Below are 20,032 nucleotides of genomic sequence, written 5' to 3'. Positions count from 1 at the left end.
CCCTTCAGCCTTATGCCCCTTCAGCGCAGTACCCGGCTCCAAGAGGTGGAGCCGGGCATAGCGTAAGAATCAGGGGACTCGTGAGGGTCAGTCCCCATCGGGAGCGTCGGCCTCGCGGCACCCTTGACATTCTTCGTCGGTCCCGAGGCGGTTCCTGGCACCGCCTGCAGGCAGGCTCCGATTCGCTTAGGCGAACCTGCTGCACGACCTCGAAAGCCCCTCATGCTCACCGTCCTTCTGCTCGCCGGCGCCCTCGTCGCCGCCTGGGCGCTGTTCGCCCGCGTGCTCGGCCGCTGGCATGTCATGGGCCCGCTGGCCATGGCGATCGGCGGCGCGGCTGCGGGCATCTTCATCACCGACAAGGTCGGCTTCGGGCTCTTCCTCAACTCCAATGCCGCCGAGCGGATCGCCGAACTCGTCCTCGCCCTCGTCCTCTTCGTCGACGCCACCGAAGTCCGCCTCGGGGCGATGAAGGCCGTGCGCGGGCCGGTGCTGCGGCTGCTGTTCATCGCGCTGCCGATCAGCATGTTCCTGGCCTGGATGTTCGCCTCGGTGCTGCTTCCGGACCTCAGCCTCGCTGTCACCCTGGCGATCGCCTGCATCATCGTGCCCGTCGACTTCTCACCGGTGACCTCGATCGTCAAGGACACCTCCATCCCGCAGCGGCTGCGCCACATCCTCAACCTCGAAAGCGGCTACAACGACGGCATCATCACCCCGCTGTTCCTCTTCGCCCTCGCACTCGCCGGCGACGCGAAACGCGGCGGGCTCGGTGCCGCCTTCGGCCATGCGATCCCAGCCTTCCTCATTGCCGTTGCCGTCGGCCTCGTCGTCGGCGTCGCCGACGCGGTGCTGGCCAACGCCAGCGGCCGGCGCGGCTGGTTCAGCGCCCAGTCGATGCGCATCGGCCTGGTCGCGGTGCCGCTGCTGACCTACACGCTGGCCGTGACCCTGCACGGCAACGGCTTCATCGCCGCCTTCGTCGCCGGCACCGTCTTCCGCATGCTGCGGCGCACCCGCGAACTGCACGAGGAGCTGTCCTTGGCCGAGGACATCAGCATCATCAACAACATGGTCCTGTGGTTCGTCCTCGGCGCCACCGTCATCTTCATCGGCCAGGTCCTCGAGACCATCTGGCCGATACTGCTGCTGGCCGCCCTCGCCCTCACCATCATCCGCATGGGACCGGTGCTGCTGAGCCTGCTCGGAACAGCGCTGCCCGGCCGTGAGCGCCTGCTCATCGCCACTCTCTGCCCGCGCGGTACTGCCTCGGTCGTCTTCGGCCTGCTGGCCTTCAACGCCATCGACGACATCGACAGCGCAGCCCTCGTCTTAGCGGTCACCGTATTCATGCTCGGCGGCAGCGTGCGGCTGCACGGTCTCGGAACTCAGCCGCTGCTCCGCGTGCTGGTGCACAGCGCCAAGCGCTGAATCGTGCTGGGGCGACCGCTCCCGAGGAGGAAATCGCCTTCTCCTCGGGCGCTGACCGGAGCCTGGGCTCAGCTGCCAAATCTGCATCTTCCCAGGTGAGGGTGCGTTGTCAGTGCCTCAACGTAGCGTATGGGGTATGAAGAGGACTCGTCGTGGAGAGCCGCTCGATGCCATGGACATCGAGGGCCTCATCCTGGCGTTTTCCCAAGCTCCGACGCTGGTCGACGATACTGAGGCCTTCGAGCGGATGAACCAGGCCGAGCGCCTCAAAGCAGCGATCACTGCCTACCAGGTGCGAGAGACCGACGCGGCGATTGACCGCCGCTTCGTCACCGAGAAGGCCGCCGGGGTTCCCGCCCATCGTCGCTGCCGCGGGTTCGGCGCCGAGGTCGCGCTCGCCCGGCAGGAATCCCCCTCCCGGGGCAGCCGGTTCGCGAAGTTCGCCCAGGTGCTCATGCGCGAAATGCCCTGCACCTTCCGGGCTTTGGAAACAGGAGAGATCTCCGAAGAGAAAGCACGAGCCGTCTTCCGGGAGGTCGCGTGGCTGCCGTCCCATCTGCGCAACTCGATCGATGCCCAGTTGCAGGAGCTCTTCGCCGGCACCGGCCTCAAGCGCCTGGCCGGAGAAGCCCGCCGCATGGCGCAGCACGCGGATCCCGCAGCCACCGTCGAGCACATGGAGTACGAGGAGAAGCAGCGGCACATCTCCGTCCGACCGGCACCGGGGAACATGGCGTATCTGACCGCCTTCGTTCCGATGCCGCAAGCCGTGGCAGCCTATGCGGCCCTGCAGAAGGCTGCCTCTGTGATGGTCGGCACGGGCGAATCAGGCGAGCGCACGGGAGCGCAGATGGCCGCCGACCTCTTCATCACCCGCCTGACGGGCCAGGAATCCGCGACCGACATCTCCGTCGAAATCCAGCTCATCATGACCGACGAGGCTCTCATCAGCGACGGTACGATTCCCGCCTGGCTGCCCGGTCATGGGCCGCTCCCTGCCGCGTTCACGCGCCGACTCCTGGAGAACAGCTCTGGTGCGGTCTACCTGCGGCGTCTCTTCACCCAGCCCGAGACCGGGCAGCTCGTGGCGATGGACTCCAAGCGCCGGACCTTCAATGATGGGCTGCGGCGGATGGTCATCTGCCGTGACGATGTGTGCCGGTCACCGTGGTGTGATGCACCGATTCGCCATATCGACCATGCCACTCCGCACGCCGCCGGTGGTGCGACGAGCTGGGCGAACGCCTCTGGACTGTGCGCGGCCTGCAACTACGCCAAGGAGAATCCCGGCTGGCGGCATACCGCGACCCCTGATTCGCTGACGGTGCGCACGCCGTCAGGCCAGGAGTACACGAGCAGGACCATCCCGATCACGTCTCCGGCGAAATCACCGGTGGCCAAGGATCCGGAGACCACCGCATCACAGGCCAGGGGAGAGAAGCGCGGCCGGGACGGCCGTCATCGCGACGGTCCGCGCACCAAGGTCCCGGCCGACGCAGGTGAGACAGAGGCAAACACCCTGCGGAGCACCATCGAATGTTCGATGGCCGACCTCATCATCGACCTGCCGGCGGCGTGACAAGCCGGCACGGTATAGGAAGCGCGTCTCGGCGATTCCAGCGAGCAGCCGCTTCGGCTGCTTCGGCTCACGCCAGCGTGTCCTGCCAGGCTGAGTACATCCGCCCGAATCGGCTGTCATCGTGGATGAGCTCTGCCGGTGTGCCATCTTCAACAACCCGGCCGGCGTCCATGACGAGTACCCGGTCGGCGATCTCAACCGTCGACAGGCGGTGGGCGATGATGATCGCAGTACGCCCTTCGAGCACACGCGCCAGCGCCTGCTGGATGAGACGCTCGGAGGGGATATCGAGGTGTGCAGTCGCCTCATCGAGGACGATGACATCAGGATCGGCGAGGAACACACGGGCGAACGACACCAGCTGCCGCTGCCCAGAGCTCAGCCGGCCGCCGCGCTTCTTCACATCCGTGTCGTAACCCTCCGGCAGGCTGCGCACATACGGATCCAGGCCCACCGCCTCGGCAGCGGCGAGCACCTGCGCATCAGTGGCATCGGGGTTTCCGATGCGGATGTTGTCAGCGATCGTGCCGGAGAACAGATACGACTCCTGCGTCACCATCACCAGCGACTCACGCAGCCTGGCATCAGCAAGGTCGCGCACATCGACACCGTCAAGCCGCACGGCACCGGTGGTCGGGTCGTACATGCGGGTCAGCAGCTTCACCAGAGTCGACTTGCCGGCACCGGTCGCGCCGACGACAGCGACGATCTGCCCGGCAGGGATCTCCAGGTCGAAGGCCGGCAGCACCTCGGGCTCCTCGGCGTCGTAGGAGAAGCTGACATCGTCGAAGGCAATCGACCGGCCGGTGCCGACGCGGCGCTCAGGCAGCGGCTGCGGATCGGCAGGTTCCTGAACGTCGGGTTCGGCATCGAGAACGGCGGTGATCTTCTCCAGTGCCGCCGAGGCTGACTGGTAGAGGGTGAAGGACTGCACGAGCTCGTCGAGCGGGCCGTAGAAGCGGCGCAGGTACAGCAGGAACGCCGCGAGCACGCCGAGCTGCGTCTGCCCGTTGATGACAAGCCAGCCGCCGAGCAGGATGATCCCAGCCTGGGAGAGGTTGCCGATGAGCTTCGTGCCGCCGGCGAAGGTCGCCACCCCGTTGAGCGCATCGGTGTTGGCCTGAGCGTATTCGGAGTCCTCACCGGTCAGGCGCTGCAGTCCCGTGCGCTGACGGCGGAAGGACTGGACGGCACGGATGCCGCCCATCGTCTCGACGAACTGGACGATGACCCGGGCGATCGAAGTGCGGGTCCGGCGGTAGGCCGAGCGCTGCTTGCGGCGCGCATAGATCGTCAGCAGCACCAGCGGGATGAACCCGGCGAAGGCCACGAGCGCCAGCGGCACATTGAGCACCACGAGGGTGACCGCGATCGCCGACATCGTCAGCAGTGCGAGCACCACCTGGTCGAGTGCCTGGGAGACGAACTGCTGGACGGATTCCATATCCGAGGTCTGCCGGGAGACGAGCCGGCCGGAGGTCGAACGCTCGTGGTAGCGCATATCGAGCCGCTGCACATGCCTGAACAGGCGTCCGCGCAGGTCGAAGAGGATCTTCTGGCTGAGTTTGCCGTTGAGCCGGATGCTCAGCCAGCTTGCTGCGGCATCGAGGATGCCGGCAGCAGCAACAGCGGAGATCGCGAAGATGAGCGGGCGGACGTTGCCATCCAGGGCAGCCGGCAGGCCGTCGTCGATCGCGCGGGCGACGAAGAAGGGACCTGCCACCGACATGATGCCGCCGACAACAGTCGAGATCATGAGGATGACCGCCAGCGGCACATGCGGGCGCAGCAGCGAGCCGAGCAGGCGGCTGGCCCTCCGGGAGATATCAGGCGGGAGCTGCTCGATCTCCGGATCGACAGCCGCATCAGGCTTCACGGACATCAGCGCACCTCCTCAGATTCGGATACCGACTTAGACTCAGCCTCAGTAACGGACACGGGCTCGGGCTCAGCCTCCGCCGCTGCATGGGAGCTGGCTCCCATGAGGTCGCGGTAGTGACGGTTGCGGGCCAGCAGCTCATCATGCGTGCCGGTATCGGTGATCCGGCCGTCCTCGAGCACCGCCACCCGGTCGGCCAGTGCCGCGGTCGAGGGCCGGTGTGCGATGACGAGCGTGGTCGAATCACCGAGCACCTGCCGCAGCGCAGTCTGCACCCGATCCTCCGTGTCGACATCGACGGCTGAGAGCGGGTCGTCGAGAACGAGGACGCGCGGCTTGCCAATGACCGCCCGGGCCAGGGCCAGGCGCTGACGCTGCCCGCCGGACAGGGACAGTCCCTGCTCACCGACCTCGGTGTCGGGACCATCAGGCAGCCGCCGCACGAAGTCGGCAGCGCACGCGATCTCGAGCGCCTGCCACACTTCGGCGTCGACATCAGACTCGCCAGCCACCGCCTCGGCGTCGGCATGCTTGAGCCCCATGGCGACGTTCTCGCGCACGGTCGCAGAGAACAGCACCGGGTCTTCGAAGGCGACTGAGACGATGCGGCGCAGTTCGTTGATCCGGAAGTCGCGCAGGTCCGCGCCGTCGATCGTGATCGACCCGGCGGTGACGTCCTGCAGGCGCGGCAGCAGCGCGGCCAGCGCAGTCTTGCCGCTACCGGTCGACCCGACGAGCGCGAGCGTCTCACCGGGGGCGATGTCAAGGGTGATGTCGGCAAGGATCGGCTCGGCAGCATCGGCGAACTGGTACTGGACGGCCTCGAAGCGGATGTGGCCGGCGTAGTCGTGCGGCTGCGGGTCCTCACTGATGTCACCGTCGGGGTCGGTGATGTCGAAGGGCAGGTCCATGACCTCCCAGTAGCGGTTGGCAGCGGTGAGCGACATGAGCAGGTCGGCAAGCAGGTAGCCGCTCATCTCGATCGGCATGCGCAGGAACATCGTCACCGTCATCGCGGCGATGATCTGCCCGACCGTCATCCAGCCGCCGATGACACCCCAAGTGCCCACAGCCAGGATCGCGGTGAGCGCGAGCACCGGCAGCATGATCGCCGCCCCGAACATCCACGAATCGACATACGCCTTCGTCAGCTCGAAGCCGCGCAGGCGTTCGGAGAGCACCCGGAACCGGGAGGCCGCCCACGGGGAGCGGCCGAAGGCCTTGAGGATGCGGATGCCCTGGACGGCCTCCTCGACGTCGGTGGCGATCTCGCCCATCGTGTCCTGGGCGCTGCGCGAGGCCAGCCGGTAGCGGCGTTCGAGGGCCGCGATCGCAGTGATCGTCGGGATGGCCGCGCCGATCGCGATGAGCCCGAAGTACGGGTGCAGGGAGGCGAGGATCAACCCGCCGCCGATGACGATGAGCGGGCTGGCGACGAGGAACTGCAGGCCGAAGGCGAAGAACCGCCGCAGCTGGGACAGGTCGTTGACCGCGCGCGAGAGCAGCTGACCGGCCGGCCAGCCGTCGTGGACGCCGACGGCGACATACTGCAGCCGGTCGTACAGGCGCTCACGCCACAGCACTTCCCACCGGGAGGTGACCGGCGCGATGAGCCGGCGGCGCAGCCACACGGCCACGGCCTCGGCGACGCCGAGGGCGAGGATGGCCAGCAGCGGACCGAGCATGGCGGTGAAGTCGCCGCGCGCAATCGGGCCGTCGACGATCCAGCCGGTGATGAGCGGCACGAGCAGCGCTAACCCCATTGAGGCAAGCGTGAGGACGAAGACGAAGAGGTAGATACCCAGGCGCGCTCGAACGTCGGGCCAGAATCTCCACAGTGAGCGCATGATTCATCAGCCTAGTGCAGAATCGGGCGGTTGCATGGCCGGCCGGGCATCTTTCTCTGCCAGCTCAATCCACTCATCTGCCCAGTTCAGCGACCACGGGCTGCCGCACCCGAGGTGGGAGTCGGCTACGCTGTCGGGCATGGTCTCCGACGCTGTCACCCGGGTGCGCCTGCACGTTGCGCCGTGCACGCAGATCATCCCGTTCTGGCACATCGACACGCCTGCCGGCACGGCGGCTGAGATCCGGCTGCGCGCGGCGCCCGAGGCGGGGGCTGGGTTTTCACCGTGGGTGAGCCTGGCTCGGTGGTCGAGCGCCGAACCGGGAGTGTCGACGACGCTGCCGGATCAGCATGTGCACGGGCTGCGCACCGACACCGACACGGTCACCGTCGAGACCACCGAGCTCGGCGGGTCCGCTCGTGTCGTCGACCTTGAGGTCCGTGCGGTGCCGGTCGCCGAGGTGCCAGTCGCCGAGGCCAACCCGGCTGCCGCCTCGGGTGCGGAGACCATCACTGTGCACTGGATCGATGCGCTCACCGGCCCCGCCGCTCCGCCGCGTTCCGAGATCACCGCCTCGGCTCCCGGCGGGCGCGACATCGACCACCGGCTGCCGGCGATCAGTCAGCACGCCTGCGGAACGCTTGAGGGCTATGCGCAGGCTGACAGCTGGTGCTCGCCGACGGCGCTGACGATGGTGATGGAATGGCTCACCGGAACACGCGCAGGTGCCGACATTGCTGGCACCGACGTCGCTGATCGGCCGGCGAATGAGGACGCACCAGCCCGGGTGCAGCCGGCGATCCTGGGCGTGTGGGATACCGAGTTCGCCGGAGCAGGCAACTGGGCATTCAACGTCGCCTGGGCGAATACCCGCGGATTCGACGCCCGGCTCGATGCGCTCGCCTCCTTACGCGAGGCCGAAGAGCTGCTCGCAGCCGGCGAGGTGCTCATCGCCTCGGTGACGTTCACAACCGAGCAGCTGCCTGAGGCCGGCTACCCGACCAACGGGCACCTGCTCATCATCTCCGGCGTCACCGCTGAGGGTGACGTCCGCGTCCACGACCCCGGCCGGGCGATCGCCGACGGAGTGCGCACGGTCTACCCGCGGGAGGCCTTCGAGAAGGCCTGGCTGTCAGCCGAGGGGTCAGGCGGGCTCGTCTACCGCATCCGCAATCGCTGATCCTCGTTCCGTTGACCTGCGCCCGGCTCGCCCTCAGCGACGGTGCCACCTGCCGAGTTCAGCTGACGCGGCGCAGCCGCACGACGACCTCCGCATGGGCGGTGTGCGGGAACATATCGAGCATCCGTGCCGCCTCCACCCGGTAGCTCGGCATCTGCTTGAGATCTCTTGCCAGGGTCACGGGGTTGCAGCTGGAGTAGATGACATCGGCGACCCCGGAGTCCTCCAGCCACGCGGCCAGCGCCCCGATCCCGCGCCTAGGCGGATTCACCACCACGACATCGGGCAGCTCACCTGCCTGGCCCTGTTCGGCGGCCCAGCCGGCAGCATCGGCGACATGGAAATCGGCGGTGAGCCCCGCCTCGGCGGCGGCCGCCTGCGCTGAGGCGATCGCCTCCGCTGAGACCTCCACCCCGGTCACCGCGCGCCCGGGTGCGGCGACGTGGAGGGCGAACCCGCCGACCCCGCAGTACAGATCCCACACCCGCAGACCCGCAGCCTGCTCGCCAGCCGAACCGGCGTCCCGGGACGCCACGATCTCATTGACCCACGCGGCGACCTGCTCGTAGAGCTGGCCGGCGACCGCCGTGTTCGTCTGCACGAACGAGCGCGGCAGCACCTGCAGCGTCACCCGGCCCTGGCGCATCGGCAGGTGCCGATCCCCGGCGATGTGGATCTCCTCGGCACCTTCGAGCACCGCCGAATGCTGCGGGTGGATGTTCGCACTCACCACCCGCACCCCGTCGACCGCATCGGTGAGCACGCTCAGATGCTCGCGGATCCGGCCGACCGGCTTGGGCGTGCGCAGCACGAAGCGGACCATGAGCTCACTGTCGGCAGAGACCGTGACGATGATGTGCTTGAGCTCCCCGCGCCGGCGCGTGACGTCATAGGGCGGAATCTGCGCGCGCCGGATGAGCGCCGGCACCGCATTGAGCAGCCGGAGAACCGAAGCGGGATACAGCGGGCAGTCGCGCAGATCGATCCCGGCACCGGTCTCGTCGAGGATGCCGAGGATCGGGTCGTTGACGGTGCCGGAGACGACCATCTTCGCCTTGTTGCGGAACCCGGCATCCGGGCCGGTGACCGGCGGCAGCCAGCGGATGCCGGCCGCCTCGCCCGAGGCGTCGGCTGGGGCCGTGCCCGACGTGTCGGCAGGGGCCGTGCCCGAGGCGGTGGTGGCCTCCGTCAGCAGGCGCGCGATCTCATCCTGCGAACGCTGCACCCGGACCGGAGAGGGCAGCGGCAGGAGGGTGCAGGACCGGCATCGGCCGGCATCGTAATGAGCGCATTCCATCGCTGCAATCATAGTCGTCCCACCAGGCGGACGTTACCGGCCGGCATTTGACATGCCTATCGCTGACGGGAATGATGGGGGTCATGAGCAACATTCTCGTCGTCCTCATTATGCAGCGCGCGGTTCACCCGTAAGCTGTCGCTTGACGACGATCCGCGCGCCCCATACCGATCCGGTACGGGGCGTTTTTTATGACCAGACCAAAGGAGTCTCCGTGGGATCTCACGCCCCGGCACCGCAGCCGGCCCGACAGGCCGTTCCGCAGCCGCCGACGCCGAGCCCGGCGCACCCCGCCCCGGCCAGGCGCAGCGACTATCACGAACCGGAGATGCTCACCGGCGCACAAGCAGTCGTGCGCACCCTTGAGCGCCTGGGCGTCGACACGGTCTTCGGGCTTCCCGGCGGCACCATCCTGCCGACCTACGACCCGCTGCTCGACTCCGAGAAGATCAACCACGTGCTCGTCCGCCACGAGCAGGGCGCAGGGCATGCCGCCGAAGGCTACGCCGCGGCCACCGGGAAGGTCGGCGTGTGCATGGCGACGTCCGGGCCCGGAGCGACGAACCTCGTGACCGCGATCGCCGATGCGCACATGGACTCCGTGCCGATCATGGCGATCACCGGCCAGCAGGCCTCGAACATGCTCGGCACCGACGCCTTCCAGGAAGCTGACATCGTCGGTATGACGATGCCGGTGACCAAACACAGCTTCCTCGTCACCCGTGCCGAGGACATCCCGCAGGCGATCGTGTCTGCCTACCTCATCGCCTCCACCGGACGCCCCGGACCGGTCCTTGTCGACATCACCAAGGACGCCCAGGCCAGCACAGCACCCTATGTCTGGCCGGAAGAGCCGCAGCTGCCGGGCTACCGCCCGGTGCTCAAGCCGCACGCCAAGCAGATCCGCGAGGCAGGCCGGCTCATCGCAGGCGCCCGCAGGCCGGTGTTCTACATCGGCGGCGGCGTCATCCGCGCCGGAGCCGAAGAGGAGCTGCTCGCCCTGGCCGAGGCGACGAAGATCCCGGTCGTCACCACCCTCATGGCGCGTGGGGCCTTCCCCGACAGCCATGAGCAGCACCTCGGGATGCCGGGCATGCACGGCACCGTCGCCGCAGTCGCCTCCTTCCAGAAGGCCGACCTGCTCATCGCCGTGGGCACCCGGTTCGACGACCGCGTCACCGGCGACCTGGGTTCCTTCGCCCCACGGGCGACGATCATCCACGCTGACATCGACCCAGCCGAGATCGGCAAGAACCGGTTCGCCGATGTGCCGATCGTCGGAGACGCCGCCGAGGTGCTGCGCCAGCTGCACAGCGAGCTGCGCGAACAGCAGCCCGACGTGCTCGAAACCGGGTACGAAGCCTGGTGGAAGGTCCTCAACTCGTGGAAGAGCACTTACCCGCTGGGATACGAGCACAACAGCGAAGGGCTGTGCGACCCCGAGTACGTCATCAAGCGGATCTCCGCGCTGACCGGCCCCGAGGGCATCTACTGCGCCGGTGTCGGCCAGCATCAGATGTGGGCCAGCCAGTTCGTCACCTACGACCGGCCCCGCTCATGGCTCAACTCCGGCGGCCTGGGTACTATGGGCTACGCCGTGCCGGCAGCCATGGGTGCCAAGGTCGGCGAACCCGACCGGCAGGTGTGGGCGATCGATGGCGACGGCTGCTTCCAGATGACGAACCAGGAGCTGGCCACCTGCGTCATCAACAAGATCCCGATCAAGGTCGCGATCATCAACAACTCCTCACTGGGCATGGTCCGGCAGTGGCAGACGCTGTTCTACGACGGCCGCTACTCCCACTCCGACCTCAACACCGGCCACAACACCGTGCGCGTGCCCGATTTCGTCAAGCTCGCTGAAGCCTACGGTGCCGTCGGCTTGCGGGTCGAACGCAACGACGACGTCGACGCCGCAATCGAGCAGGCACTCGAGGTCAACGACAGACCGGTCGTCATCGACTTCACCGTCCCACCCGATGCGATGGTGTGGCCGATGGTCGCCGCCGGTGTCAGCAACGATGAGATCCAGTACGCCCGCGATCTGCGCCCGGACTTCGGGGCAGAGGAAGAGGAGGAAGGTCAGGCATGAGCCGTCACACCCTCTCTGTGCTCGTCGAGAACAAGCCGGGCGTCCTCACCCGCTTCACCGGCCTCATCGCCCGGCGCGGCTTCAACATCCACTCCCTGGCTGTCGGCACCACTGAACGCGAGGAGTTCTCGCGCATCACCGTCGTCGTCGACGTCGGCAGCGTCGCCCTCGAACAGGTGACCAAGCAGCTGAACAAGCTCGTCAACGTCATCAAAATCGTCGAGCTCGAACCCGAGGCCTCGGTCAGGCGCGCGCACATGATCTTCAAAGTCCGGGCCGACGCCGCCGCCCGGCCCCAGATCGCCAGTGCCGTCGAGATGTTCCGCGGGCACATCGTCGACGTCGGCCCCAACACCATCTGTGTCGAAGCCACCGGCGAACGCAGCAAGCTCGACGCGCTGCGCCAGGTGCTCGAACCCTTCGGCATCAAGGAGATCGTGCAATCCGGCACGGTCGCCATCGGCCGCGGATCGAAGTCGATGACCGACAGGGCACCGCGCGTGTGAGACCAGGCGCCCACCGCCTCGGGAACGGAACCACCGCCTCGGGCGCGGAAGCACCACCAGACCAGCTGACAGAATCCGGACACCCAGGCATCCGTCTCAGGTTCCGGCATTACGATTGAGACAAGACCCGGCGGCGGGCGATCCCGCCGCTGACCAGCACCACCAGACCCCTACACAAGGAGAACCCCATGGCAGAGCGCTTCTACGACGACGATGCTGACCTGTCCGTCATCCAGGGCAAGAAGGTCGCCGTCATCGGCTTCGGTTCGCAGGGCCACGCCCACGCACTGAGCCTGCGCGACTCCGGCGTCGACGTGCGCATCGGCCTGTCCGAAGGCTCGAAGAGCCGTGACAAGGCCAGCGCGCAGGGACTCGAAGTCGGCACCCCGGCCGAGGTCGCGAAGTGGGCTGACGTCGTCGTCATCCTCACCCCCGACCAAGTGCAGGCCGACATCTACAACAGCGAGATCAAGGACCAGCTGAGCCCCGGCGACACGCTCGTCTTCGCCCACGGATTCAACATCCGCTTCGACTACATCACCCCGCCTGAGGGTGTCGACGTCATCATGGTCGCCCCGAAGGGCCCAGGCCACGTCGTGCGCCGCGAGTTCGTCGACGGCCGCGGCGTGCCCGTGCTCGTCGCCGTGGAGAAGGACGAATCCGGCAAGGCCTGGGACACCGTGCTCTCCTACGCCAAGGGCCTCGGCGGCCTGCGCGCGGGTGCGATCAAGACGACGTTCACCGAGGAGACCGAAACCGATCTGTTCGGTGAGCAGACCGTGCTCTGCGGCGGTGTCTCCCACCTCGTGCAGTACGGCTTCGAGACCCTCACCGAGGCCGGCTACCAGCCCGAGATCGCCTACTTCGAGGTGCTGCACGAGCTCAAGCTCATCGTCGACCTGATGGTCGAAGGCGGCATCGCCAAGCAGCGCTGGTCGTGCTCGGACACCGCTGAGTACGGCGACTACGTCTCCGGCCCGCGGGTCATCACCCCGGAGGTCAAGGAGAACATGCAGGCCGTCCTCGCCGACATCCAGTCCGGTGCCTTCGCCCAGCGCTTCATGGACGACCAGAAGAACGGCGCCAAGGAGTTCAACGAGCTGCGCGCCAAGGAGGAGAAGCACCCGATCGAGTCAACCGGCCGGGAGCTGCGCAAGATGTTCGCCTGGCTCAAGGACACCGACGACGACTACACCGAAGGCACCGCCGCCCGCTGATCCAGCGGTGCTGTGCGAGCGGGCGAGGCTGGTGAAGGCCTCTGCCTGTTCCTGAGAGTCGACAGCTGTGGCCCGGTCCGCATGGGCCGGGCCACAGCTGTGTCGCCGCGCCCGAGGTGGAGGCCGCGCCCGAGGTGGTAGCCGATTTTCGGATGCAGGGGCGCCAGGTTCGGCTAGTGTTGTGTCGTGACTAACTACCGTTTCGAAACCTTCGAGCCCGTCGTCGACGACAAGGGTGTGCCGGACGAGCAGACCGCTGCCTACCTGCAGATCGTCACCGCCGGGTTCCATGACCGCAAGCTCAATGACGAGGCACTGGTCAAGAAGGCCCGCCGCACGATCGCCGACAAGCGGGTGCTCACGGCCGTCTACGCCGATCAGAACCTGCCGTATGCCTATGAGCCGCACACCCCGGTGGCGACGTTTGCGCACTTCGAGAAGAAGATGAACGTCGGCGGCGGCCGGCTGATCCCCACCCACCTCATCACCTGGGTGACGGTGCGCCCGACGCATCGCCGGCGCGGGCTGCTGCGCTCGCTCATGACCGCCAACCTCACCGAAGCGAAGGCCGCCGGCTACCCGTTGGCAGCGCTGACCGTGACCGAGGGCGGCATCTACACCCGTTTCGGGTTCGGCACCTCGACATGGATGTCGACTGTCGAGATCGACACCTCCCCGGGCTTCAAACTCGCCTGCGAACCCGACCGCCGCGTCGAGATGTGCCCGGCCTCGGTGCTGACCGAGCTCGCACCTCAGATCTACGAGCGCTTCATGCAGGGCTCACCCGGTGCCATCGAGCGTCAGCAGGCCTATGTCGACATGGCCTCGGGCACCGTCAACCCCGAGACCGGGGAAGAGGACCGCGATGTGCGTGCGGCCCTGCACTACGACGAGGACGGCAACCCCGACGGCTACGTCAGCTACAAGTTCATGGGCTGGAAGACCGACCCGCCGACCGTCGAGGTCATCGACCTCATCGCGGTCTCCGATGCCGCCTACTCGTCGCTGTGGGCCTTCGTCGCCGCCATCGACCTCGTCGACCGCGTCATCTACGACGAAGCCGCCCAGACCTCGCCGCTGCCGTGGCTGGTCGACAACCCGCGCCGGGTCAAGATCAAGGACCAGCACGACGCCGTATGGCTGCGCGTCCTCGACGTCGAGAAGGCTCTTGAGGCCCGGCCGTGGCCGGTCGCCGGGAAGCTGACGATCCGAGTCCGCGATGACATGAACCTCGCCGACGGCACGTTCTCCATCACCGCCTCCGATGGATCTGCGACCGTCGAGGCGGTCTCGGCCTCACATGCCGCCGACCTGGAGCTCGGGGTCGCCGAACTCGGCTCGATCTACCTCGGCGGTGCCGACCCGGTCATCCTCGCCCGGGCCGGTCGGATCACCGAGCACACCGAGGACGCCGCCGTGCGGGCCCGGGAGCTCTTCGCCCTCGAACGCGCCCCATACGGACCCAACGGATTCTGACTCACCCGGCAGACGGGTGAGAACCGCCTCCGCGCTGGTGACCACCGCCTCGGGCCAGGTGAGCCCCGCCTCGGGACCGGGAGCCGTTCTTATCATGTGACCCCTTGCGAATGCCCTCGCAAGGGGTCACTACGATAGGAAGCGCACGCCGCCGGCTCCGCACGCACGCGGGCGCGGCTGCCTGACTCATCTGGAACATCGCGACGCTTACGAGCCGGCGCCGCTGCAAGGAGGAAACGTGAGCAAGCCTGTGGTGCTCATCGCCGAGAATCTGTCGCCTGCGACCATCGACGCCCTGGGACCCGATTTCGAGACGCGCCACTGCAACGGAGCCGACCGCAGCGAACTGCTGTCCGCCATCGCCGACGTCGACGCGATCCTCATTCGCTCGGCCACCCAGGTCGACGAGGAGGCCATCAGCGCCGCCGGTAAGCTCAAGATCATCGCCCGTGCCGGCGTCGGCCTCGACAACGTCGACGTGCCCGCCGCCACCCGTGCCGGCGTCATGGTCGTCAACGCTCCGACCTCGAACATCACCTCCGCGGCCGAGCTGACGATGGCTCACATCCTTGCCTCGGCCCGCAACCTCGGCGCCGGGAACTCCTCGCTTAAGGCAGGGGAGTGGATGCGCTCGAAGCTCACCGGCGTTGAACTGTACGAGAAGACCCTCGGCATCGTCGGCCTCGGCCGGATCGGCGGTCTCGTCGCCGAGCGCGCCCGCGCCTTCGGCATGAAGCTCGTCGGCTACGACCCCTACATCACCCAGGCGCGCGCCGCGCAGATGGGCGTGACCGTCATGGAGCTCGACGAGCTGTTCGCCTGCGCCGACTTCATCACCGTGCACATGCCCAAGACCCCGGAGACGATCGGCATGATCGGTGCCGAGGCCTTCGAGAAGACGAAGCCGGGCGTGCGCATCGTCAACGTCGCCCGCGGTGGCATCGTCGACGAAGAGGCCCTCTCCGCGGCAGTCGCCGACGGCCGGGTCGCCGGCGCCGGCATCGACGTGTGGGCGACGGAGCCGCCGGAGCACTCCGCACTCATGGAGCAGGACTGCGTCAACGTCACCCCCCACTTGGGCGCCTCGACTGTCGAGGCGCAGGAGAAGGCCGGTGTGGCCGTGGCCAAGTCGGTGCGCCTGGCGCTCTCCGGTGAGCTCGTGCCCGATGCCGTCAACGTCGCAGGCGGGGCCATCGATCCCGACGTGCGACCGGGCATCCCGCTCGTCGAGCGGCTCGGCCGCGTCACCTCCGCACTGGCCGACTCGTCGGTCACGCACCTGACCGTCAGCGTGCAGGGCGAGATCTCCTCCAAGGACGTCTCCGCGCTCAAGCTCGCCGCCCTCAAGGGCCTGTTCCGCGACGTCGTCTCCGTCCCGGTGTCCTACGTCAATGCTCCGATGCTGGCCGAGGAGCGCGGCGTGGGTGTCGAACTGCGCACCAGCGAGGTCGTCGAGGGCTTCCGCAACGTCCTCACCCTGACGGCTGCAACCTCGAACGGCTCCAGCGTCTCGGTCTCCGGCACCCTGACCGGGCCCAAGCAGGTGCAGAAGCTCACCGGCATCAACGGGTTCGAGATGGAGATGCCGCTGGCGGATCACATGCTCATCTTCCAGTATGAGGACCGCCCGGGCATCATCGGCATGTTCGGCCAGGCGCTCGGCCGCAACGAAGTCAACATCGCCGGTATGCAGGTCTCGCCGAGCTCCAACGGCGACGAGGCACTCGCCGTCATGTCCGTCGACCGCGCGATCCCGACCGAGACCGTCAACGCCCTCGCCGGTGCCGTCGACGCCTCCCAGTTCACCGCCGTCTGCCTCGAAGAGGACTGACACCCGGCCGGCCGGTCACCGGCTGCCGGGCACCTGCGACAGGGCGCCTCGGGAACGGATGTCCACCGTGCCCGAGGCACACTGCCGTTGTGTGGGGTGCGGCACCGGGGTGCCGGGGAGCGGGAGTGAGGAGTCTGAGGCCTCGAATTCGCCTCCGCCGGACAGCGGGGCGCCCTCGCGCTTGGTGCGTCCGAAGATCGCCTCCTGGCTCGACGGCGGCTCGGCGGCTGCGGCCGGCCTGTCGTCGGGGGCGATCAGGCGTTCCAGAGACCGTAGGAGTCGGCCAGCTGGGCGATCTTCTTCGCACGCGCCAGACGGGGCAGGTAGGAGCCGTCGACGATGTCGTCAGTGCTTTCCGCCTCGGCGAGCATATTGCGCGCCCATGCGCGGTCGTCCTCGCTCGGTGCCAGGGCGGTGTTGAGTGTGTGGATCTGGTCGGTGTCGATGACGAGCTTGCCGGTCATGCCCATCTTCATCGTCCACAAGCAGTCCTCAGTCACCTGGCCGGTGTCGGCGCCGACCGGGCTCGGTCCGTCGATCGCGCCGGGCAGCCCGCCCACGCGGGTGGCGATCACGAGACGGGAGCGGGCATAGGCCAAGGCGATCGGGTCATCGGCGACACCGGTGTCCTTGCGGAAGTCATTGGTGCCCAGGGCCAGCCGGAAGGTGCCCGGCGCCTCGGCGATGCGGGTGGCGTTCTCGATCCCGCGAGCGGTCTCAATGAGTGCGAGCACCGGCACGCCGGCTCCGGCGCGCATGGCGGTGTAGGTGACCTGTTCAGGGCGTTCGGTGTTGGGCAGTATGACGCCGCGCAGGCCCGGGGTGCCGTTGAGGGCGGCGAGGTCGTCCTCCCACTCCTGGGTGCCCATCGAGTTGACACGCACCCAGCCGCCCATGCCGTTGTCCAGCGCGGCGACGACGTTGTCGCGGGCCAGGCCCTTCTTGTCGGCAGGGACGGCGGCTTCCATGTCATAGATGAGTGAATCGGCTTCCGAGGTCTGCGCGGCTTCGAAGGTCTCCTTCTTGGCGGCATTGATGAGCAGCCAGGAGCGGCTGAGCTTTGCTGGAAGGGACGCGGCGCGCGTGTTGCGCAGAGAGTGAGCCATGCAGGTGAGTCTACGGAGCAAATGCGCGTCGGTCACTTCCCCAGCGCACCGTGTTCAGGATGCAAGACGGCAAGTCGTCATATGAGACGCGGTCATAGGGTGGCAGTGAGCTACGCGAGGAAGGATCCCCATGACGACGCACAAGATCGCAGTGATGCCCGGCGACGGAATCGGCACCGAAGTCGTGCCCGAGGGCCTCAAGGTCCTCAACCGGGCGATCGAGGCCGCCGGCGAGCCCGTCACCCTCGACACCACCACCTTCGAGGCCTCCGCCCGCCGCTGGCACGAGACCGGTGAGACGCTGACCGATGACGAACTCGCCCAGCTGCGCGACTATGACGCAATCTACTTCGGCGCCTGCGGCGACCCATCGGTGCCTTCCGGTGTGCTCGAACGCGGCATCATCCTCAAGATGCGCTTCGGCCTTGAACACGCCGTCAACCTGCGGCCCTCGAAGTTCTACGCCGGAGCCCGATCGCCGCTGGCCGAGCCCGGCGACATCGACTTCCTCGTCGTGCGCGAGGGCACTGAGGGCTCCTACACCGGTCAGGGCGGCGACCTGCGCCAGGACACCGTCCACGAAGTCGCCACCGAAGTCTCGGTCAACACCTGGTACGGCGTCGAGCGCACCGTGCGCTTCGCATTCGCCAAGGCCCAGGCCAGGAACAAGAAGCTCACCTACGTCCACAAGCACAATGTCATGGTCCATGCCGGGCACCTGTGGCGCCGGGTCGTCGAGCACGTCGCCGCCGAGTACCCCGAGGTGTCCGTCAACTACGAGCACACCGATGCGTGCACCATCTACATGGTCACCGACCCGGGCCGCTACGACGTCATCGTCACCGACAACCTCTTCGGCGACATCCTCACCGACCTCGCCGCGGCCGTCACCGGCGGCATCGGCCTGGCCGCCTCCGGTAACCTCAACGTCGAAGGCACCGCCCCGAGTCTGTTCGAGCCGATCCACGGCTCGGCCCCGGATATCGCCGGGCAGGGCATCGCCGACCCGACCGCCGCAATCCTCTCCGCAGCCCTCATGGCCGAGACCCTCGGCATGGAGGTCGTGGCGAAGTCCATCCAGACCGCCGTCGAAGCCGATCTCGCCGAACGCGGCGTGGCCAAGCGGACAACGGCAGAGGTCGGCGACGCGATCGCCGCCCGGATCGGCGGCTGAGACCCAGCCACCGCCTCGGGCACGGGGCGATGCCATAACCTAGGAGACGAGGCGCTACAGTGTGCCTCATTCCATACGACGTTGAGCACCAGACGAATCGGAAAGCGACGATGACTGAATTTCAGGTTCTGAAGAATATGCAGCCGGCTCCGGAGCTGGTGCGAGAGGCGATCAAGGAGAAGCCTGGCTTCGGCGAGCACTTCACCGACCACCTGTCGCACATCCGCTTCACTCGCGCCCAGGGCTGGCACGCCCACACCGTCAAACCCTACGGCCCGATCATCCTCGACCCGGCTGCGGCGGTCTTGCACTATGCACAGGAGATCTTCGAGGGTCTCAAGGCCTACCGGCACGCCGACGGTTCGATCTGGACGTTCCGGCCGCAGCTCAACGCCGCCCGCCTCGCCCGCTCCGCCGAGCGGATCGCCCTGCCGCAGCTGAGCGAGGAGGACTTCCTCGCCTCGCTGTCCGAGCTCGTTGCGGTGGATGCCGCCTGGGCGCCGGCGCCGAAGAACGATCTCGATGAGGTGTCGCTGTATCTGCGGCCGTTCATGATCGCCTCCGAGCGATTCCTCGGCGTACGCTCCAGCCACGAGGTCGACTACTACGTCATCGCCTCTCCTGCCGGCCCGTACTTCCCCGGCGGCATCAAACCGGTGTCGATCTGGCTCTCGCGCACCCTCAAGCGCGCCAGCGCCGGAGGCACCGGATTCGCCAAGTGCGGCGGCAACTACGCCGCCTCGCTGGCTGCCGGTGACGAGGCCGCGGCCAACGGCTGCCAGCAGGTGCTGTTCACCGACGCGGCCGAGGGCAAGTACCTCGAAGAGCTCGGCGGCATGAATCTCATGCTCGTCACCAGCGACAACACCCTTATCACCCCGGAGCTCGGCGACTCGATCCTCGACGGCGTCACCCGCCGGTCGGTGCTCGAACTCGCACCCCAGCTGGGGCTCCGTGTCGAAGAGCGCAAGATCGAAGTGGCCGAATGGCGCGAGCGCCACGCCGCCGGTGAGATCGTCGAGGCGTTCGCCTGCGGCACCGCTGCCGTCGTCACCCCGATCGGCAAGCTCGTCTCCGATGACTTCACCATCGACCACGGTGAGGAGCCCGGCGAGATCACTATGTCTCTGCGCAAAACGCTGCTCGACATCCAGTACGGCCGCGCCGAGGACACCAACGGCTGGCTGTACAAGCTCGCCGACGGCTGAGCCGGGGTCTCGCTGGTCAGGCCCGTGGAGTCGAGGCTGGTGTCTGGCTTTAAGGGCCGTCCCTGTTCATGGTGAGTCGTCCCGGGTGACGGCGAGGAATCTCTGCTGATGGCGTGCGGCCCTTGGTGACAGTGGGCCGTGCTAGGTGATGGCGAGCGGTCCCCGATGACCGGAAGCGGTCCCTGATGAAAGTCAGTAAAGCTATTCAT

Annotated in this window: 14 protein-coding genes and 1 pseudogene; 10 read left to right on the top strand and 5 right to left on the bottom strand. The window is 67.5% G+C overall.

Annotated elements, in window-relative coordinates; all coding sequences use genetic code 11:
* The first annotated feature begins 222 nt into the window (after positions 1 to 222).
* On the top strand, positions 223 to 1,431 hold the full coding sequence (locus B4E96_RS12165; RefSeq protein WP_286957776.1) for a cation:proton antiporter: 1,209 nt from the start codon (positions 223 to 225) through the stop codon (positions 1,429 to 1,431).
* A 136-nt stretch (positions 1,432 to 1,567) separates the two neighbouring features.
* Positions 1,568 to 3,010 carry an HNH endonuclease gene (locus B4E96_RS12160; protein ID WP_259798580.1) on the top strand — a complete coding sequence of 481 codons (1,443 nt, stop codon included), beginning with the start codon at positions 1,568 to 1,570 and terminating at the stop codon, positions 3,008 to 3,010.
* A 67-nt stretch (positions 3,011 to 3,077) separates the two neighbouring features.
* Here B4E96_RS12160 and B4E96_RS12155 read toward each other — a convergent pair whose 3' ends face one another.
* The 3 genes and pseudogenes from B4E96_RS12155 to B4E96_RS13425 form a co-directional block, all read right to left on the bottom strand.
* Positions 3,078 to 4,892: an ABC transporter ATP-binding protein gene (locus B4E96_RS12155; protein WP_286957775.1), complete on the bottom strand. Its 1,815-nt coding sequence runs from the start codon at positions 4,890 to 4,892 to the stop codon at positions 3,078 to 3,080.
* On the bottom strand, positions 4,892 to 5,800 hold the full coding sequence (locus B4E96_RS13430) for an ABC transporter ATP-binding protein (RefSeq protein ID WP_414632708.1): 909 nt from the start codon (positions 5,798 to 5,800) through the stop codon (positions 4,892 to 4,894). The genes B4E96_RS12155 and B4E96_RS13430 overlap by 1 nt, the downstream gene beginning before the upstream one ends.
* A gap of 84 nt (positions 5,801 to 5,884) precedes the next feature.
* Positions 5,885 to 6,736, bottom strand: a pseudogene (locus tag B4E96_RS13425) (ABC transporter transmembrane domain-containing protein); the annotation flags it as partial.
* A 139-nt stretch (positions 6,737 to 6,875) separates the two neighbouring features.
* Here B4E96_RS13425 and B4E96_RS12145 point away from each other — a divergent pair.
* Positions 6,876 to 7,916, top strand: a complete 1,041-nt coding sequence (locus tag B4E96_RS12145; RefSeq protein WP_259798574.1) for a C39 family peptidase — start codon at positions 6,876 to 6,878, stop codon at positions 7,914 to 7,916.
* Positions 7,917 to 7,974: 58 nt separating this feature from the next.
* Here the strand turns inward: B4E96_RS12145 and B4E96_RS12140 are convergent, their stop codons facing one another.
* On the bottom strand, positions 7,975 to 9,213 hold the full coding sequence (locus B4E96_RS12140; RefSeq protein ID WP_286957772.1) for a methyltransferase domain-containing protein: 1,239 nt from the start codon (positions 9,211 to 9,213) through the stop codon (positions 7,975 to 7,977).
* A gap of 328 nt (positions 9,214 to 9,541) precedes the next feature.
* Between B4E96_RS12140 and B4E96_RS12135 the strand changes: the two genes are divergently transcribed.
* From B4E96_RS12135 to serA, 5 genes are all read left to right on the top strand, one after another.
* Entirely contained in the window at positions 9,542 to 11,305 is a 1,764-nt protein-coding gene (locus B4E96_RS12135; protein WP_414632707.1) for an acetolactate synthase large subunit, read from the top strand.
* A complete protein-coding gene (gene ilvN / locus B4E96_RS12130; RefSeq protein WP_102161690.1) occupies positions 11,302 to 11,811 on the top strand; it encodes an acetolactate synthase small subunit in 510 nt (169 codons plus the stop codon). The genes B4E96_RS12135 and ilvN overlap by 4 nt, the downstream gene beginning before the upstream one ends.
* Before the next feature lie 188 nt (positions 11,812 to 11,999).
* Positions 12,000 to 13,028, top strand: coding sequence for a ketol-acid reductoisomerase (gene ilvC / locus B4E96_RS12125; protein WP_217007084.1), 1,029 nt, complete (start codon positions 12,000 to 12,002; stop codon positions 13,026 to 13,028).
* Between the two features lie 186 nt (positions 13,029 to 13,214).
* Positions 13,215 to 14,504, top strand: a complete 1,290-nt coding sequence (locus B4E96_RS12120) for a GNAT family N-acetyltransferase (RefSeq protein ID WP_286957770.1) — start codon at positions 13,215 to 13,217, stop codon at positions 14,502 to 14,504.
* A gap of 238 nt (positions 14,505 to 14,742) precedes the next feature.
* Positions 14,743 to 16,335 (top strand): phosphoglycerate dehydrogenase, encoded by a 1,593-nt coding sequence (gene serA, locus B4E96_RS12115; protein WP_286957769.1) that lies wholly within the window; start codon positions 14,743 to 14,745, stop codon positions 16,333 to 16,335.
* 254 nt (positions 16,336 to 16,589) lie between these two features.
* On the opposite strand, the gene B4E96_RS12110 is transcribed toward serA, so the two are convergent.
* On the bottom strand, positions 16,590 to 17,441 hold the full coding sequence (locus B4E96_RS12110) for an HpcH/HpaI aldolase/citrate lyase family protein (RefSeq protein ID WP_259800345.1): 852 nt from the start codon (positions 17,439 to 17,441) through the stop codon (positions 16,590 to 16,592).
* 130 nt (positions 17,442 to 17,571) lie between these two features.
* Between B4E96_RS12110 and B4E96_RS12105 the strand changes: the two genes are divergently transcribed.
* On the top strand, positions 17,572 to 18,615 hold the full coding sequence (locus tag B4E96_RS12105; protein ID WP_286957768.1) for a 3-isopropylmalate dehydrogenase: 1,044 nt from the start codon (positions 17,572 to 17,574) through the stop codon (positions 18,613 to 18,615).
* Between the two features lie 110 nt (positions 18,616 to 18,725).
* Complete coding sequence (locus B4E96_RS12100) at positions 18,726 to 19,823, top strand: branched-chain amino acid aminotransferase (protein WP_286957767.1); 1,098 nt, start codon at positions 18,726 to 18,728, stop codon at positions 19,821 to 19,823.
* Positions 19,824 to 20,032 lie beyond the last annotated feature (209 nt).

The organism is Brevibacterium sp. UBA7493, from assembly GCF_002479565.1.
Classification (GTDB): Bacteria; Actinomycetota; Actinomycetes; order Actinomycetales; family Brevibacteriaceae; genus Brevibacterium; species Brevibacterium luteolum.
The sequence above is the reverse complement of the archived record's forward strand: the minus strand, read 5'-3'. Positions and strand labels throughout refer to the sequence as shown.